General features: G+C 64.4%; 15 protein-coding genes and 1 tRNA gene. 13 read left to right on the forward strand and 3 right to left on the reverse strand.

The features are described from left to right. Window positions 1-39 precede the first annotated feature (39 nt). Genes uxaC through JG747_RS05855 form a run of 3 tightly spaced genes read left to right on the forward strand, consistent with a single transcriptional unit; the run spans window position 40 to window position 2,650 of the window. Window positions 40-1,449: a glucuronate isomerase gene (gene uxaC, locus JG747_RS05845; protein WP_202361356.1), complete on the forward strand. Its 1,410-nt coding sequence runs from the start codon at window positions 40-42 to the stop codon at window positions 1,447-1,449. Between the two features lie 57 nt (window positions 1,450-1,506). Further along, a complete protein-coding gene (gene kduD, locus JG747_RS05850; RefSeq protein ID WP_202361357.1) occupies window positions 1,507-2,283 on the forward strand; it encodes a 2-dehydro-3-deoxy-D-gluconate 5-dehydrogenase KduD in 777 nt (258 codons plus the stop codon). A 10-nt stretch (window positions 2,284-2,293) separates the two neighbouring features. Continuing rightward, window positions 2,294-2,650, forward strand: a complete 357-nt coding sequence (locus tag JG747_RS05855; RefSeq protein ID WP_202361358.1) for a cupin domain-containing protein — start codon at window positions 2,294-2,296, stop codon at window positions 2,648-2,650. Window positions 2,651-2,908: 258 nt separating this feature from the next. Here JG747_RS05855 and JG747_RS05860 read toward each other — a convergent pair whose 3' ends face one another. After that, window positions 2,909-4,330, reverse strand: a complete 1,422-nt coding sequence (locus JG747_RS05860; protein WP_202361359.1) for a coniferyl aldehyde dehydrogenase — start codon at window positions 4,328-4,330, stop codon at window positions 2,909-2,911. Between the two features lie 255 nt (window positions 4,331-4,585). On the opposite strand from JG747_RS05860, the gene recQ reads away from it, so the two are divergent. Together recQ and JG747_RS05870 are read left to right on the forward strand one after the other, a co-directional pair. Next, complete coding sequence (recQ, locus tag JG747_RS05865; RefSeq protein ID WP_038650349.1) at window positions 4,586-6,421, forward strand: DNA helicase RecQ; 1,836 nt, start codon at window positions 4,586-4,588, stop codon at window positions 6,419-6,421. A gap of 574 nt (window positions 6,422-6,995) precedes the next feature. Next, a complete protein-coding gene (locus JG747_RS05870) occupies window positions 6,996-7,259 on the forward strand; it encodes a PilZ domain-containing protein (RefSeq protein WP_019861831.1) in 264 nt (87 codons plus the stop codon). 108 nt (window positions 7,260-7,367) lie between these two features. Here JG747_RS05870 and JG747_RS05875 read toward each other — a convergent pair. After that, window positions 7,368-7,457, reverse strand: a tRNA-Ser gene (locus tag JG747_RS05875). A 416-nt stretch (window positions 7,458-7,873) separates the two neighbouring features. On the opposite strand from JG747_RS05875, the gene JG747_RS05880 reads away from it, so the two are divergent. The 4 genes from JG747_RS05880 (at window position 7,874) to JG747_RS05895 (ending at window position 10,189) form a co-directional block, all read left to right on the forward strand. After that, entirely contained in the window at window positions 7,874-8,545 is a 672-nt protein-coding gene (locus JG747_RS05880; protein ID WP_010912121.1) for a 50S ribosomal protein L21, read from the forward strand. 98 nt (window positions 8,546-8,643) lie between these two features. Continuing rightward, the gene (gene rpmA / locus JG747_RS05885; protein ID WP_010912120.1) at window positions 8,644-8,913 is read left to right on the forward strand and encodes a 50S ribosomal protein L27; all 270 of its coding nucleotides are present in this window, start codon (window positions 8,644-8,646) and stop codon (window positions 8,911-8,913) included. Window positions 8,914-9,031: 118 nt separating this feature from the next. Continuing rightward, window positions 9,032-9,619 (forward strand): GNAT family N-acetyltransferase, encoded by a 588-nt coding sequence (locus JG747_RS05890; RefSeq protein ID WP_019861830.1) that lies wholly within the window; start codon window positions 9,032-9,034, stop codon window positions 9,617-9,619. Window positions 9,620-9,655: 36 nt separating this feature from the next. Then, entirely contained in the window at window positions 9,656-10,189 is a 534-nt protein-coding gene (locus tag JG747_RS05895) for a GNAT family N-acetyltransferase (protein WP_244748339.1), read from the forward strand. A gap of 6 nt (window positions 10,190-10,195) precedes the next feature. Here JG747_RS05895 and JG747_RS05900 read toward each other — a convergent pair whose 3' ends face one another. Next, window positions 10,196-11,065 carry an endonuclease/exonuclease/phosphatase family protein gene (locus JG747_RS05900; protein WP_064981303.1) on the reverse strand — a complete coding sequence of 290 codons (870 nt, stop codon included), beginning with the start codon at window positions 11,063-11,065 and terminating at the stop codon, window positions 10,196-10,198. A 132-nt stretch (window positions 11,066-11,197) separates the two neighbouring features. On the opposite strand from JG747_RS05900, the gene obgE reads away from it, so the two are divergent. The 4 genes from obgE to JG747_RS05920 all read left to right on the forward strand — a co-directional run bounded on the left by obgE (window position 11,198) and on the right by JG747_RS05920 (window position 15,499). Then, window positions 11,198-12,229 carry a GTPase ObgE gene (obgE, locus tag JG747_RS05905; RefSeq protein ID WP_019861827.1) on the forward strand — a complete coding sequence of 344 codons (1,032 nt, stop codon included), beginning with the start codon at window positions 11,198-11,200 and terminating at the stop codon, window positions 12,227-12,229. Between the two features lie 4 nt (window positions 12,230-12,233). Next, on the forward strand, window positions 12,234-13,370 hold the full coding sequence (proB, locus tag JG747_RS05910; RefSeq protein ID WP_019861826.1) for a glutamate 5-kinase: 1,137 nt from the start codon (window positions 12,234-12,236) through the stop codon (window positions 13,368-13,370). A gap of 3 nt (window positions 13,371-13,373) precedes the next feature. Beyond that, window positions 13,374-14,660 (forward strand): glutamate-5-semialdehyde dehydrogenase, encoded by a 1,287-nt coding sequence (locus JG747_RS05915; RefSeq protein WP_202361361.1) that lies wholly within the window; start codon window positions 13,374-13,376, stop codon window positions 14,658-14,660. 251 nt (window positions 14,661-14,911) lie between these two features. Further along, the gene (locus JG747_RS05920) at window positions 14,912-15,499 is read left to right on the forward strand and encodes a nicotinate-nucleotide adenylyltransferase (RefSeq protein WP_019861821.1); all 588 of its coding nucleotides are present in this window, start codon (window positions 14,912-14,914) and stop codon (window positions 15,497-15,499) included.

Below are 15,499 nucleotides of genomic sequence, written 5' to 3' on the forward strand. Positions count from 1 at the left end.
GAACGTACCGGTATCCAGACTGGAGGAGCCGCTTTCCCCATGGTCGCGCTGACCGATCCGGACCTGCTGTTTCCGCCCGAAGCGCATTCGCGCTCGCTTGCCCGCGGCCTTTACGCCGGCATCAAGGACCTTCCCATCGTCAGCCCGCACGGCCACACCGATCCGCGCTGGTATGCGCTGAACGAGCCGTTCCCGGATCCAGCGCAACTGCTCATCGTGCCCGACCACTACATCTTCCGCATGCTGTTCAGCCAGGGCGTGCGGCTGGAGGATCTCGGCGTGGCCAGCCTGGATGGCGCGCCGGTGGAGACCGACGGCAGGACGATCTGGCGGCGCTTTGCCGAGCACTATTACCTGTTTCGCGCCACGCCGACCCGGCTGTGGTTCGACCATGTGCTGGCGCATCTGTTCGGCATCGAAGAGCCGCTGGATGCCACGACGGCCGACCGCCACTACGACACGATCGCGACGGTGCTGCAGTGGGAGAATTTCCGCCCGCGCGCCCTGTTCGAGCGCTTCAACATCGAGGTCATCGCCACGACCGAAGGCGCGCTCGACGATCTCAAATGGCATAAGATGATCCGCGACAGCGGCTGGGAAGGCCGCGTCGTCACCGCCTATCGGCCGGACGCGGTCATCGACCCCGATTTCGAAGGCTTTTCGGCCAATCTCGACCGGCTTGGCGAGATCACCGGCTGCGACACCGGCAGCTGGGCCGGCTATCTCGACGCGCATCGGCAGCGGCGCGCCTTCTTCAAGGATTATGGCGCGACCTCGTCGGATCATGGCCACCCGACGGCGGAGACCGCCAATCTTTCCGACGCGGCGGCGCAGGAGCTGTTCAACCGCATCCGCCGCGGCTCGGAGGATGAGCGCGAGCGCAAACTGTTCCGCGCCCAGATGCTGACCGAGATGGCCAAGATGAGCCGGGATGACGGCCTGGTGCTGCAGATCCATCCCGGTTCCTGGCGCAATCATTCGCCTTCTGTCTTCCAGAGGTTCGGCCGCGACAAGGGTTTCGATATCCCGATGCGGACCGACTATGTGACGGCGCTGAAGCCGCTGCTCGATTGCGTCGGGCTGGAGCGTGACCTGACGGTTATTCTCTTCACGCTCGACGAAAGCAGTTACGCGCGCGAGCTGGCGCCGCTGGCCGGTGTCTACCCGGCGCTGAAGCTTGGCCCCGCCTGGTGGTTCCATGACAGTCCGGAAGGCATGCGCCGGTTTCGAGAGATGACGACGGAAACGGCCGGCTTCTACAACACTGTCGGCTTCAACGACGACACCCGTGCCTTTCCCTCGATCCCGGCCCGCCACGACGTGGCGCGGCGAGTCGACTGCGCTTTCCTCGCGCGCCTCGTCGCCGAGCATCGGCTGCGCGAGGACGAGGCGCATGAGCTGGCACGGGAATTGGCCTATACGCTGGCGAAGAAGGCGTACCGGCTTTGATGGCGGCGGCCCAATATCCCAACGGCGCCGGTGGTTGGATCAGCGTGACAGGCTGATATGAACAGCACAGGCATCGATCTCTCCGCCTTCAGCCTGGCCGGCAAGCGCATCCTGGTCACCGGCGCCAACACCGGCATCGGACAAGGCATCGTCCTCTCGATCGCGCGCGCGGGCGGCGCGGTGGTCGGCGTCGGTCGTTCGTCGATGGACGATACGGCGAGCAAGGTCGCGGCCATCGGTGCCAGGTTCGAGGCGGTGAGCGCCGACCTTGCCGACACGGCGGCCGCCGGTCCGATGCTGGATCGGGTCTGGGACGAAAGCGGGCCGCTCGACGGGCTGGTCAACAATGCCGGGATCATCCGGCGCGCCGATGCCGTCGATCTGACCGAGACCGACTGGGACGACGTCATGGATGTCAATTTGAAGACGGTCTTTCTGCTTTGCCAGTCCTTCGCCAGGCGCGCGCTTGCCCAAGGTCGCCGGGGCAAGATCGTCAACATCGCTTCGGTGCTGAGTTTCCAGGGCGGCATCCGCGTCGCCTCCTACACCGCCTCCAAGCATGGCGTGCTCGGCATCACCCGGCTGCTCGCCTGCGAATGGGCGGCCAAGGGCATCAACGTCAACGCCATCGCGCCGGGCTATGTCGAGACCAACAACACGCAGGCGCTGCGCGCGGACCCCGACCGCAGTGCCGCCATTGTCGGGCGCATTCCGGCGGGGCGGTGGGGCGAGCCGTCGGACATTGGCGATGCCGCCGTCTTCCTGCTGGCACGGGCTTCCGACTATATGCACGGCGCGGCGGTGCCGGTGGATGGCGGCTGGCTGGCGCGATGAGGAGAGGACGATGACGAAGCCCAAGATCTTCGCGCATGCCGATGAGGGCGCCTGGACTCCGACGCCAGACGGCAACAGGCGGCGCGTTCTCCTCTCCACCGATGAGCTGATGCTGGTCGAATTCGGCTTCGACAAGGGCGGCGTCGGTGCCTTGCATTCGCACCCGCATGTCCAGTCAAGCTATGTCGCCGAAGGCCGTTTCGAGGTGACCATCGACGGGAGCACGGCGATCCTTGAAGCCGGCGGCAGCTTCATCGTGCCGTCCGGCCTGGTGCACGGCGTCAAGGCGCTGGAAGCGGGACGGCTGGTCGATAGCTTTACGCCGCACCGTGCCGATTTTCTTGCTATAAATCAAATAGATAGCTAGTGATGTCGTCCAAAGCCGCTTCACACTTTTCGGCATCATGCTTTGGCCGATGATTTGCCTAGCCAAGACTGGACGATCGAGTGCGGGCGAATGACCCGCGCCCCAAAAGAGGCGCGGGTTGTTGCCTGGGCGCTTGTGGCGCCGCGGTACTCAAGACATGACCGCAGGATGTGAAGCCTGCCGCATCGTGGTGAAGATAAGCTTAATGCGCCGTACAACCGATGGCTGTCCCAGAGCGGTTCCTGGAATTGCTCTGGGTCAGGTGATGTGCCGGAGAAGGCCGAAAAGCCGCTCGAACGTCTTGCCGTAGGGCGGGCGCAGCAGGGCGCCGGCGCTCAGGCGCGACTGCAGGAAAACCGGCTTCTCCTTGCTGAAGGTGCGGAACCCCCATTCGCCGTGATAGGCGCCCATGCCGCTGGCGCCGACGCCGCCGAAAGGCTGGTTCTCCTGCACCAGATGCAGCATGCAGTCGTTGATGGTGACGCCGCCGGCGGCGGTCTCGCGCAGGATGCGCTGGCGGTTGGTGCTGTCCTTGCCGAACCAGTAGAGCGCCAACGGCCGGTCGGCCTGGTTCACATGGCTGATCGCCTCGTCGATGGCGGCGTATTCGACGATCGGCAGCACCGGACCGAAAATCTCCTCGCGCATCAGCCGCAAATCCGGGCCGGCATTGCTGACCAGGGTCGGCAAAAGCTTGCGGCTCGTGGCGCCGAAGTCTTCGCCGGCCGGGTTGATTTCGACGACATCGGCACCGGCATCGCGGGCTTCCGCGATCATGGCGCGCAGGCGTTGAAAATGGCGGTCGCTGATGATGGCGGTATAGTCGGGGTTGTCGCGCAAGGTGGGATAGAGCCGCGCCACCGTCGCAGCGAGCTTGGCGGCGACCGTGCCGGACTGTCCCTTGGGCACCAGCAGATAGTCCGGCGCGATGCAGGTCTGCCCGGCATTGAGCAGCTTGCCATAGGCGATGCTGGCCGTTGCCGCATCGAGATCGCAGGAGGGATCGAAGATCGCCGGCGACTTGCCGCCGAGTTCGAGCGTGACCGGGGTCAGGTTGGCGGCGGCGGCGACCGCGACCTGTCGGCCGACCGCGGTCGAGCCGGTGAACAGCAGGTGATCGAAAGGCTTCGACACGAAAGCCTTGCCCATCTCGGCATCGCCGGTGATGACGCTCAACTCGTCCGGGGCGAAGTGCTCGCCGGCCAGTCTGGCGAGCAGCGCCGAGAAGGCCGGCGTCAGTTCGGACGGCTTGACCAGCACGCGGTTGCCGGCGGCGAGCGCTGCCGTGACCGGCGCGACGGCAAGCTGGAAGGGGTAATTCCACGGCGAGACGATACCGACGACACCAAGCGGCTGCGGCAGGAGGCGATTGCGGCCCGGCAGGAACGGCAAGGTGGTGGCGACACGACGCTCGCGCATCCAGCCGCTCAGATGAGACAGTGTGTGGCGGATGCCGGCGCGCACGACAAACAGTTCCGCAAGGCGCGTCTCATGCGCCGAGCGGCCGCCGAAGTCGGCGTCGATCGCGGCGCAAATGTCGGCCTCATGCCGCTCGGTCAGGGCCAACAGGCGCTTGAGGCGGTCTTTCCGAACGCTTAGATCCGGAAAGGGCTGCTTTTCGAAGGCGGCGCGTTGCAGCTGGAACCGTTCGCCCAGGACATCCTTTCTCACCTGCAGCATCGCGCCCTCCCTGGCTCGTCCGACCAAGCTTACATCCTGGCGCGTGAAGGAATCCAGCAGGGGTGCGGGTGTCGCAGGGGAAGGTGTGCCTTCGCCAGCCGCTGCCAATCAGTCCGCCGTCAACATGGGATGACTGTTCCGGTTGTGTTCCGAGGGCGGCTGCGCTACTCCAAAGCGTCACGCGGAGAGCATCTTGATCGATTCCCACATCCTCTCCCATCCCCGAAAAATCGCTTCCCGTCCGGTGTCCGCCTGATGTCGGCACAGGCAGCGAGTGTTCGGGCGGAGGATCCCAAGCAGCGCGTCCTGAAGGACGTGTTCGGCTTCGACGATTTCCGCCCCGGCCAGGCAGATGTCATGGACGCGCTGCTCGGCGGGCGCCATGTGCTGGCCGTCATGCCGACGGGTGCGGGCAAATCGCTCTGCTACCAGGTGCCGGCGCTGGTCATGGGTGGGCTCACCCTGGTCGTGTCGCCGCTGGTGGCGCTGATGCAGGATCAGGTCGCGGCCTTGCGGCTGGCGGGCGTTGGCGCCGATACGATCAATTCCTCGCTCGACCGGGAGGCCAATGTCGCCGCCTGGCGACGCGTGGCATCAGGCCAGACGCGGCTGCTCTATCTGGCGCCGGAACGGCTGATGACCGAGCGCATGCTCGAGGCGCTTTCCAGGCTCGAAATCAGCCTGATCGCCATCGACGAGGCGCATTGCATCTCGCAATGGGGTCCGGCGTTCCGGCCTGAGTATGAGGATTTGTCGCGCCTGCGCCACATCTTCCCCAACGTGCCGATCATCGCGGTGACGGCGACGGCGGACGAGAGCACGCGCAGCGATATCGAGGCACGGCTGTTCGCCGAGCGGGTCGAAACGCTGGTGCTGGGTTTCGACCGGCCAAACATCAAGCTCGCCATCGAATCCAAACAGGACAGCAAGCGGCAATTGCTGCGTTTCATCGAGCGTCACCCGGGCAAGAGCGGCATCGTCTACTGCCTGTCGCGCAAGAAGACGGAGGAGATGGCGGCCTTCCTCGAGAAGAACGGCGTCACCGCGCTCGCCTATCACGCCGGCATGAGCAAGGACGCGCGCGAGGCCAATCAGAACGCCTTCATGACGCTGTCCGGCGTCGTCATGGTGGCAACCATCGCCTTCGGCATGGGCATCGACAAGCCCGACGTCGCCTATGTCTTCCACACCGACATGCCGGGCAGCCTGGAGGCCTATTATCAGGAGATCGGCCGTGCCGGCCGTGACGGGCGCAAGGCCGAGGCGCATATGCTGTATGGGCTTGGCGACATCCGCATGCGGCGGCTGTTCATCGACGACGAGGATGCTGCGGTCGAGCACAAGAAGCGCGCGCATCGCCGGCTCGACACCCTGATCGGCTATTGCGAGACTGCGCAGTGCCGCCGCCAGGTGCTGCTTGGCTATTTCGGAGAAGAAGCCGAGCCCTGCGGCAATTGTGACAACTGCCTCGAGCAGGTGCCGCGCGCCGATGGCGGCGCGGAAGCACGCATCATCCTGGCCGCGGTCGCGCAGAGCGGCGAGCGCTTCGGCGCCGCCCATGTCATCGATATCCTGCTCGGCCATGAGACCGAGAAGATCGTGGCCCGCGGTCACCAGAAGCTTGCCAGCTTCGGCAGCGGCGCGGCGCACAAGAAGGATCTCTGGCAATCGCTGATCCGGCAGCTCGTCGCCGGCGGTTTCCTCGAGCCGGATCCGAGCGGTCATGGCGGCCTCGCCATCGCCGAGAAAGGCCATGCGCTCGGCCGTGGCGAGATCCCGTTCCACTACCGTGTCGAGATGCGCAGCCGCGCCTTGCGCAAGATGCGGGCCGCGGAGGGTTCGGGTGCCGAAGGCGTCGATGCTTCGCTGCTGGCGACGCTCAAATCCCTGCGGCTGCGGCTGGCCAAGGAGCGCCAGGTGCCAGCCTATGTGGTGTTTTCCGACCGCACGCTGATCGACATGGCCGAACGCCGCCCGCGCGACCTCGACGCCTTTGCCGAGGTCAACGGCGTGGGAGGGGCCAAGCTCAAGGAGTTCGGGGAGATTTTTCTGAAGGCGATTGCCGCGCACCGGTCCGAAGGATCGGTCTGAAAGCCCTAACCAGATCCTGCAGCAATCGTCACATCTGGATCGACGCCATCGACGGTCAGGCGGGCGTTTGCCCCTCAGTTCGCCTGCCGCACATTGCGCCCAAAAGGCTAGATCAATCCGCCGCTGCGGTGAGTGATCGGCGGGATTTGTGTTGGAACTTTAGTTAGAAAGCGGCCCAGCATCGTGTTAGCTAAAATACAAGGAATCAAACCAGCGTGAATGCTTTGACGGCTTGCGCAAAGCAACCAACCCCTCCGCCGCTCGTTGACCTAAGCTGGGATGATCCCTGGCCACCTCTTGGCCCGCCCTTGGTCCCCATTCCGGGCGGGCTCTTTTTGCCTATTGGGCGCCAGCATTTCGATGCCGGGCAAGAACGCATCCTCAGCTCGTCCCCTGCTTTTTCGAGGAAGGTCGCCGCCGTGCAGTTGCCGGGTGGACCAAATACCTTCGTCGCGACCGCTCGACCTCGCGTCGCAATAAAAGTTTCGGAACTATTTTAGTGTATGCTAATTGAATCGCGATTGTCGCGGCCAGTTTATGCGTTTCGCCACAAGATTTCGGGAGGAATGAAAAGGTGAGCGGCAAACCCGATGATCCACCAATCGAACGACGCTCACTTCCCCGGGCGGCCGTTCTAAAGGATGGAACCATCATCACGGAGGATACGACGATCGCTTGCTCCGTCAGAAATCAGCACGCTCATGGTGCGGAGCTACGGGTGGAGCCGGGCGTGGTTGTTCCCGAGCGGTTCGTCCTGTACGTCCCTGCGGATGGTGTCGAATATCGTGCCGTGGTGCGATGGAGGAAGAACGAGCGGCTTGGCGTACAGATCAATTGAAACAGGACGCCATTGACTAATCGGACGACGGAACCCAGGCAACTGGCCGAATTTATCGCGTCATCAGCACTCGCGGAGTGCGCGATCCTCGATGCGATTGGTCATTAGTGGCGGAGAGGGAGGGATTCGAACCCCCGATGGGCTTGCACCCATGCCGCATTTCGAGTGCGGTGCATTCGACCACTCTGCCACCTCTCCGCGGTCATGGTCGGCCGTTGCCGGCGCGGCGCACTAGATAACGGCTGAACGGGCAGGTTACAAGGCCAAATCCACCGATATTTGGCTTGTCATCCGGCCTGCCGGGCAAGCAGCTGAAACAGGGCAGGTCATTGCGGTCGAACCCACGCGGTTTCACGGGCCAACCACGCATACCCGCCGCCAGGTGAAGGCAACGCCGGTCGGTCAAGTCGACATGCCTGGTCTTTGCCGGCCATTGACCTCCCCGGCAACGGCTGTTGCCTTGACTCCCACGCAACCTTCGGTTAGGGACAGCGCGCAATCGGCGTGGAGGGTTCTTCCGCGCCGCTTGTTTTTTGAACCCGCAGACTGACAAAAAGACGGCCGAACCGCCTCAGGCGGTTCATCGAGGCCGACCGAACAGCGAAAGGCAAAAAATGTTCGCAGTCATTAAAACGGGCGGTAAGCAGTATCGCGTTGCCGCCAACGATCTCCTGAAGATCGAAAAAGTCGAAGCCAATGTCGGCGATATCGTCGAGATCGGCCACGTGCTCGCGCATGGCGAGGGCGAGAATGTGACGTTCGGTGCGCCGTTCGTCGATGGCGCTCTGGTCACCGCCGAAGTCGTCGAGCAGGGCAAGAACCGCACGGTCATCGCTTTCAAGAAGCGCCGCCGTCAGAATTCGCGCCGCAAGATCGGCCATCGCCAGCTTTTGACCACCGTGCGGATCTCCGAGATCCTGCTGGGTGGCGCGAAGCCCGCCAAGAAGGCCGCCGTGAAGGCGGAAGCCAAGGCCGAGGTTGCTGCCGAGGCTGCGCCGAAGGAGGCCAAGGCCAAGAAGGAAGCTGCCCCCAAGGCAGACGTGACGGCCGAGACCGCCGCCGCGCCGCTGTTCAAGGCGCCGAAGGGCGAGCCGGACGACCTGACCGTGATCAAGGGCATCGGCCCGGTCGCCGCCAAGGATCTCAACGAGCAGGGCATCATCACCTTCGCGCAGCTCGCCAAGCTGACCGACAAGGATGTCGCCAAGATCGACGAGCACATGCCGTTCAGCGCCGACCAGATCAAGGACTGGCGCGAACAGGCCAAGGAACTGGCGAAGAAGTAATTTTTCCGGCGAAACATCCGCCGGATCGGACTTGAAACGGAACGCGAACGCGTTCATAAGGCCTTTTAGGCGCCTTGCGGCGCAACGGAGTTAGTTAGATGGCACACAAGAAAGCTGGCGGCTCGTCGCGCAACGGTCGCGACTCGCATTCCAAGCGTCTGGGCGTGAAGAAGTTCGGCGGCGAAGCCGTCATCCCGGGCAACATCATCATTCGTCAACGCGGCACCACCTGGCATCCCGGCGTCAATGTCGGCATGGGAACGGACCATACGCTTTTTGCGCTCGAATCCGGCGCAGTCACCTTCAACAAAAAAGCCAACGGCCGAACCTACGTATCGGTCAACCCGATTACCAAAGCCGCGGAGTAGCCGGTTCCGCACTAGAACACCGGCGCCCATCTCGGGAACCGGTGTCTGGCAATGCCAGGAAAAGGATCAGGGGAGATGGGTTTTCCATCTCCCCTTTTTTCTTGCCTGGAGGACTAAAATGGTTGCCGAAGCGGAAGACTCAGAAGACGAAAGTTACGCGATAGACTGCCCGGTGCTGGTCACCGAGCGGCTGGTGATGCGGGCGCCGCGCGAGAGCGACATCGCGCAACTGGTCGAGCTTGCCGACAACCGTCATGTCGCCGAAATGCTGGCACGCATGCCGCACCCCTATGGCGAGGCCGAGGCCCGCGCTTTCCTGGCCATGACACGGTCGCGCCGCGCTGGCATCGCCTATGCCTTGACGCTGGCCGGCACCGACACTTTCGTCGGCTGCGCGGGGCTCAACACCACCGATCGCGGGCTGGAGCTCGGCTACTGGATCGGCGAACCCTACTGGAAGCGCGGCTATGCGACGGAAGCCGCCCACGCGCTGGTCGACCTCGCCTTCCAGAAGACATCGGTCCAGGTGCTGCATGCCTCGACGCGGGTCATCAATCCGGCCTCGCGCCGGGTGATCCACAAGTGCGGCTTCCAGTATGCCGGCCAGGGCATGCTGAACTCGATCGTCGCCGGCCAGGTGCCTGTCGAGCGCTACAGGCTCGACAGGAAGACGTGGATCAGCCTGCGCAACTGGGTGCATTTTTGATGGATGGCGCTTTGATGGATGGCGCCGGGCAAGCCAATGGCCGATGACAGCAACGATATTGAAACGATCGCGATCGCGCCGATAACGCCGGGTCGCATCGAAAGCTTTCATCGCGCGCTCGATCTCGTTGCGCGTGAGCGGAAGTACCTGTCCTTCCTCGAGGCGCCGCCACTCGACCAAACCCGGCGATTCGTGTTGGACCGTATCGTGGCCGGCGATCCAGGTTTCGTCGCCGTTGTTCACGGCGAGGTGGTCGGCTGGTGCGATATCTCACGCCATGACCGGCTCATCCATGCGCATCGTGGCAGCCTCGGAATGGGGATTGTTGCCTCCCATCGCGGGCGTGGCCTCGGACTGCGGCTTATCAATGCCACCCTGGCGCAGGCACGCAAGGTCGGCTTTGCCCGCGTCGAGCTGTCCGTACATGCCGACAATGCCCGTGCAATCGCCCTTTACGACAAGGTGGGGTTTGTCAGGGAGGGCGTGCAGCGCGACGCTATCCTTATCGACGGGCACTACGGCGATACGATCATGATGGCGATCGTTGAACGCGAAAACGCAGCCGGATGAGGTGCGTCAGCCCAGTTCGGCCCACACCGGCAGGTGGTCCGAACCGGTTGCCTTGTGGTCGACCCACAGGCGCTTCAGCGATCTGGCAAGCGAGGCGCTGGTGAAGACGTAGTCGATGCGCTTGTGGCGGCTGGTGTTCGCCGGGTCCTTGGGGTCGACCCAACTGGCGAGATCGTCGCCGGCGACGTTGAGGCGCACGGCGGCGTCGACGGCGAAGTCGGCGGTCAGCGGCATACCGAACTGGTGATCCGGCCGGCCGGCCAGTTCGACATATTCGGGCGAGCCTGCCAGCATGTTGAAATCGCCCATGGCGACAAAGGCCTCGGGGTGCGGCAATTCCGGCAGTCCGATCTCGGCGACGCCGGACAGCGCGCCGCCTTCGAGCGCGTAGTTCAAAAGGCGCCGGCGCAGGAACTGGATCTGGCTCGCGCGTTCGACCGGGCTACGGTGATCGAGATGGATGGAATAGAAGCGTATAAAGCCAAGCGGCGTCTCGATCAGCGCTTCCAGCGCGCCGCGCTGGAAGTTCATCATCTCGAAGCTGCGGCTGCGCGGCAAAAGCAGGTTGCGCGACAGATGAATGGGCGTCTTCGACAGCATCATGTTGCCGAGCTGGAAGGTTGTGGTGATGGCGCGGCCGTTGTCGATGCGCGAGCCGATATTGGCCTCGAAATTGCTGCCATAGACCGCGAAATAGTCCGGCAGCGCCTCGCCGATCTCGGCGACCATGTCGCGCCCGCCGTTCCTCGGATTGTTGCGGGTGACCTCCTGCAGCGCGATCACATCGGCGCCGCGCACCGCGTCGGCAATGCGCGCGACATCGTATTGCCCATCAAGGCCGATGCCGTACTGGATGTTGTAGGTTACAAGCTTCATGCCAACATGTCTCCGGCCGACCCCAAGCGGCCATTGTCACAAAACGGTCTCGCCCTTGACCGCGCCTTGGTTTAGAGCAAGGCCCAAGGTTTAGAGCAATGCCGCAAGGCCAATAAAAGAAACTGCAATCCCATGAAATTTCTCGATCAAGCCAAGGTCTATGTCCGCTCGGGTGACGGGGGCGCCGGTTCGGTGTCGTTCCGGCGCGAGAAATTCATCGAGTTCGGCGGGCCGGACGGCGGCGATGGCGGCCGCGGCGGCGATGTCTGGCTGGAAGCGGTCGACGGCCTGAACACGCTGATCGACTATCGCTACCAGCAGCATTTCAAGGCCAAGACCGGCGTCCACGGCATGGGCCGCAACATGACCGGCGCAAAGGGCGCCGACGTGACGCTGAAGGTGCCGGCGGGAACGCAGGTGTTCGAGGAAGACAATGAGACGCTGATCTGCGACCTCACCGTGGTCGGCCAGCGCTTCCTGCTCGCCAAGGGCGGCAATGGCGGCTTCGGCAACCAGCATTTCAAGACCTCGACCAACCAGGCGCCGCGCCGCGCCAATCCCGGCCTTCCCGGTGAAGAGCTCAATATCTGGCTGCGGTTGAAGCTGATCGCCGATGCCGGGCTGGTCGGGCTGCCCAATGCCGGCAAGTCGACTTTTCTCGCCGCCGTCACCGCGGCCAAGCCGAAGATCGCCGATTATCCGTTCACGACGTTGCATCCCGGCCTCGGCGTCGCCCGCATCGATGCGCGCGAATTCGTCATCGCCGACATTCCGGGCCTCATCGAGGGCGCGCATGAGGGCGTTGGCATCGGCGACCGTTTCCTCGGCCATGTCGAGCGCACGCGCGTGCTGCTGCATTTGGTTTCGGCGCAGGAGGAAAACCCGGGCAAGGCCTACAAGACCGTGCGGGCCGAGCTCGATGCCTATGGCAATGGCCTGACCGAAAAGGTCGAGATCCTGGCGCTCAGCCAGGTCGACACGCTTGATGCCGATGAGCGCAAGAAGAAGGTCGCCTCGCTGAAGCGCGCCGCCGGCCGCGCGCCGATGCTTTTGTCCGCCGTCACCGGCGAAGGTGTCGAGGCCGTTCTGCGGGCGCTGATGACGGTGATTGCCGAGGCGCGCGCGGAGGCCGCGCCCATGGTCGAGACGCGCTGGGAAAAGTAAGACCATGCAGTCGCTGAAAAAATACCGGCGCATCACCGTCAAGATCGGCTCGGCGCTGCTCGTCGACCGCGCGAGCGGCCTGAAGCGCGACTGGCTGGACTCGCTCGCCGACGACATCACGGTGCTTGCCCAGGGCGGCGCCGAAATCCTCGTCGTCTCCTCTGGCGCCATCGCGCTTGGCCGAACGATCTTGGGCCTTGGCAAGCGCGCCTTGAAGCTCGAGGAGAGCCAGGCGGCCGCCGCCGTCGGGCAGATCGCGCTCGCCGGCGCCTGGTCGGATGCGCTCGGCAAGGGTGCGCTGAAGTCGGGCCAGATTCTTCTGACCCTTGGCGACACCGAGGAGCGCCGCCGCTATCTCAATGCGCGCGCGACGATCTCGACGCTGCTCAAGATGAAGGCGGTGCCGGTCATCAACGAGAACGACACGGTGGCCACGTCCGAAATCCGCTATGGCGACAATGACCGGCTGGCCGCGCGCGTTGCCACCATGATGGGCGCCGACCTTCTGGTGCTGCTCTCCGACATTGACGGGCTCTACACCGCACCGCCGGCGCGCGATCCGCAAGCCAAGTTCATTCCGGTGGTCGACCGCATTACGCCGGACATCGAGGCGATGGCGGGGGCTGCCGCCTCCGAACTGTCGCGCGGCGGCATGCGCACCAAGCTCGATGCCGGCAAGATCGCCACCGCCGCCGGCACCGCGATGATCATCACCTCGGGCACGCGGCTGTCGCCGCTGATGGCGATCGAGCGCGGCGAGCGCGCCACCTTCTTCCGGCCGAGCGCCAATCCGGTCAAGGGCTACAAGACCTGGATCGCCGGCCAGCTCGAACCGGCCGGCCGGCTGACGGTCGATGCCGGCGCCGTCGGTGCGCTCGCATCGGGCAAATCGCTGCTGCCGGCCGGCGTCAAACTGGTCAGCGGCAATTTCTCGCGCGGCGATACGGTTGCGATCCTGTCGCCAGAGGGCCGCGAGATCGCGCGCGGGCTGGTTGCCTATGATGCCGCCGATGCCGTAAGGATCGCAGGCCTGAAGACGGCCGAGATCGAAACCGTGCTCGGTTACGAAGCGCGTTCGGCGATGATCCACCGCGATGATCTCGTGGTGAGTCACGCGGGAGGCGACATAAGCGGAGGATGAGCCATGCTGAAGCTGCATGAAAAATCCGGGGATGACACCGTGGCGTTGATGGCCGATATCGGCCGCCGCGCCCGTGCCGCCGCCCGACCGCTGGCCATCGCCACCACCGCCGCCAAGAATGCCGCGCTGCTTGCCATGGCGGACGCGATCGTCGCCCGCGAGCAGGACATTCTCGACGCCAATGCCATCGACATCTCGAATGGTGAGGAGTCAGGGCTTTCCGCCTCCTTCATGGACCGGCTGAAACTCAATCCCGCGCGCATCCGCGCGGTGGCCGACGGCATTCGCGAAATCGCCGAACTCAAGGATCCGGTCGGTGACGTGATCGCCGCCTGGGAACGGCCGAACGGCCTGCGGATCGAGCGCGTGCGCACGCCGCTCGGCGTCGTCGGCGTCATCTATGAGAGCCGCCCGAACGTGACGGCGGATGCCGGTGCGCTCTGCCTCAAGGCCGGCAATCCGGTGATCCTGCGCGGCGGTTCGGATTCGCTCAATTCGTCCGCTGCCATCCATGCCTGCCTGGTCGAGGGCCTGAAGGCCGCCGGCCTGCCGGAAGACGCCATCCAACTGGTGCCGACCACCGACCGCGCCGCTGTCGGCGAGATGCTGAAGGGGCTAGGCGGTGCGCTCGACGTCATCATCCCGCGCGGCGGCAAAAGCCTGGTCGGGCGGGTGCAGAGCGAGGCGCGGGTGCCGGTCTTCGCCCATCTCGAAGGCATCTGTCACCTCTACATCGACCGCTCCGCCGATCTCGACATGGCGGTCAGGATCGCCGTCAACGCCAAGATGCGGCGCACCGGGGTCTGCGGCGCCGCCGAAACGCTGCTGGTCGACCGCGTTGTGGCGTCCACGCATCTGGCACCGATCCTCGATGCGCTGCGCGCCGCCGGCTGCGAGATCCATGCCGATCAAGAAGTGCTGAAGGTGTTTTTCGACGCCAAGCCGGCGACCGATGCCGACTGGGTGACCGAATATCTCGACGCCATCATCGCGGTGAAGCTGGTCGACGGCATCGGTGGCGCGATCGAGCATATCGAGACCTTCTCCTCGCATCACACAGAGGCGATCATCGCCGAGGACGCGAAGGCCGTGGAACGGTTCTTCAACGAGATCGATTCGGCGATCCTGCTGCACAATGCCTCGACCCAGTTCGCCGATGGCGGCGAGTTCGGCATGGGCGCCGAGATCGGCATCGCCACCGGCAAGATGCATGCGCGCGGGCCGGTCGGTGTCGAGCAGCTGACCTCGTTCAAATATCGCGTACGCGGGTCGGGACAGGTGAGGCCTTGATTTTATTTTGCCACTAGAGCGTGAACCGTTGCGCCCAGGCACCCCCCTCTGTCCTACCGGACATCTCCCCCGCAAGGGGGGAGATCGGCTGGAATTTCCGGTTTCGCCAATCATCTGCGTTGCAGGATTTGCTCCTGCAGTCGAACTGCTAATCTCCCCCCTTGCGGGGGAGATGGCCGGCAGGCCAGAGGGGGGTGCCTAGCGCGATGCCATCCTCTTCCCCCCAGGCTGCCCCCTCCGCCTACCTGAAGATGCCGCATGCCGAAAAAGGTCTCGCCGTCGGCCTGTTCGGCGGCTCGTTCAATCCGCCGCATGCCGGCCATGCCCTGGTCGCCGAGATCGCGCTGAGGCGCCTGGCGCTCGACCAGCTTTGGTGGATGGTGACGCCGGGCAATCCTCTGAAGAGCACGCGCGAATTGGCGCCGCTGGCCGAGCGGCTGCAACTGTCGGAGCAGATCGCCAAGAACCCGAAGATCAAGGTCACCGCCTTCGAGGCGGCGCATCATGTGCGCTATACCGCCGACACGCTGGCGCTGGTCAAGGCGCGCAACCCGGGTGTCGACTTCGTCTGGATCATGGGCGCGGACAGTCTGCGCGATTTCCATCGCTGGCAGCGCTGGCGCGAGATCGTGCTGACGTTCCCCATCGCGGTCATCGACCGGCCGGGCGCGACGCTGTCGTTCCTGTCGTCGGTCGTCGCCAAGACCTTCGACTATGCCCGCATCGATGAAGGCGACGCGCCGCTGCTCGCCCGCATGAAGGCGCCGGCCTGGACCTTCATCCACGGCCCGCGCTCGTCGCTGTCGTCGAGCGCGATCCGCAAGATGGCGAAGGGGTAG

Origin of the sequence: Mesorhizobium sp. 131-3-5 (assembly GCF_016756575.1) — a bacterium.
GTDB classification, from domain to species: domain Bacteria; phylum Pseudomonadota; class Alphaproteobacteria; order Rhizobiales; family Rhizobiaceae; genus Mesorhizobium; species Mesorhizobium jarvisii.